Raw genomic sequence first — 1,901 nt, 5'->3', positions numbered from 1 at the left:
CCATTCGTGCAGGTCGGAACTTACCCGACAAGGAATTTCGCTACCTTAGGACCGTTATAGTTACGGCCGCCGTTTACTGGGGCTTCGATTCAAGGCGTGAACCTCTCCTCTTAACCTTCCAGCACCGGGCAGGCGTCAGGCCATATACGTCGTCGTTGGACTTAGCATAGCCCTGTGTTTTAGGTAAACAGTCGCCACCCCCTAGTTTGTGCCCTACCCCTCCGGTTGCCCGAAGAGATAGCCTGCTTCTCCCGAAGTTACGCAGGTAATTTGCCGAGTTCCTTCAGCACACTTCGCTCAAGCTCCTTGGTATTCTCTACCAGTCCACCTGTGTCGGTTTCGGGTACGGTCTATGTGGGGGCTATTTCCAGGGACACATTCGCTGCCTCGGCAATCCAATAAGCCTCAACAACTTGCTGCATCCGTCACACACCCACTGGCCCACGAATATTAACGTGGTTCCCATCGACTACGGCTTTCGCCCTCGCCTTAGGGGCCGGCTAACCCTGCGCAGATTAACTTTACGCAGGAACCCTTGGACTTTCGGAGGAAGTGTTTCTCACACTTCTTTCGTTACTCATGTCTGCATTCGCACTTCCGATACCTCCAGGAGCTCTCACGAGTCTCCCTTCACAGGCTTACGGAACGCTCCGCTACCGCGTACATTGCTGTACACCCGCGTCTTCGGTACACTGCTTTAGCCCCGTTACATTTTCGGCGCAGAAACCCTTGTTTAGACCAGTGAGCTGTTACGCTTTCTTTAAATGATGGCTGCTTCTAAGCCAACATCCTGGTTGTTATGGGATTCCCACATCCTTTCACACTTAGCAGTGATTTGGGGACCTTAGACGGCGATCAGGGTTGTTTCCCTCTTCACGACGGACGTTAGCACCCGCCGTGTGTCTCCCGGATAGTACTTCGAGGTATTCGGAGTTTACTTAGGTTTGGTAACCCTGTAGGGGCCCCTAGCCCATGTAGTGCTCTACCCCCTCGAGTATTCATCCGAGGCTCTACCTAAATAGATTTCGCGGAGAACCAGCTATTTCCTGCCTTGATTGGCCTTTCACCCCTTGCCACAGTTCATCCGAGGCTTTTTCAACAGACACCGGTTCGGTCCTCCAGTGGGTGTTACCCCACCTTCAACCTGACCATGGCAAGATCGACAGGTTTCGGGTCTAATCCGACGAACTGAACGCCCTGTTCAGACTCGCTTTCGCTACGCCTACAGCTATCGCCTTAAGCTTGCTCGTCAGACTAAGTCGCAGACCCATTATACAAAAGGTACGTCGTCACCCTTGCGGGCTCCGACTGTTTGTAGGCATCCGGTTTCAGGTACTATTTCACTCCCCTCGTCGGGGTGCTTTTCACCTTTCCCTCACGGTACTGGTGCACTATCGGTCGGTAAGGAGTACTTAGGCTTGGAGGGTGATCCCCCCATGTTCAAACAGGATTGCACGTGTCCCGTTCTACTCGAGGATAAAGCTCTGCATTACCTGTACGGGGCTGTCACCCGCTGAGGCCCAACTTTCCAGATGGTTCCAGTTGTCATTGCTTTATCACTGGCCTAGTCCGCTTTCGCTCGCCACTACTCGCGGAGTCTCGGTTGATGTCCTTTCCTCCAGGTACTGAGATGTTTCAGTTCCCTGGGTTTGCTTTTAACCCCTATGTATTCAGGGCTAAATACCTTCTTGTGACACCCTGAAATCCGAACCCGTTTGCACGGGTGCGAATTTCAAGATGTCGAAGGTGGGTTTCCCCATTCGGAAATCTTCGGATCAACGGCTGTTCGCGCCTTCCCGAAGCATATCGCAGCGTACCACGTCCTTCATCGCCTCTTACCGCCAAGGCATCCACCAGATGCCCTTAAGTCACTTGATCGCTCTCATTTGCAATGCTCACCA

General features: G+C 52.9%; 1 rRNA gene (running past one end of the window). It reads right to left on the bottom strand.

Going from position 1 to position 1,901, the window contains the following annotated elements:
• Window positions 1–1,878 (bottom strand): 23S ribosomal RNA (locus EKK30_RS16395) (it extends 671 nt beyond the left edge of the window).
• Window positions 1,879–1,901: the final 23 nt, after the last annotated feature.

Origin of the sequence: Hyphomicrobium sp., from assembly GCF_003987855.1 — a bacterium.
Classification (GTDB): domain Bacteria; phylum Pseudomonadota; class Alphaproteobacteria; order Rhizobiales; family Hyphomicrobiaceae; genus Hyphomicrobium_B.
The sequence above is the reverse complement of the archived record's forward strand: the minus strand, read 5'-3'. Positions and strand labels throughout refer to the sequence as shown.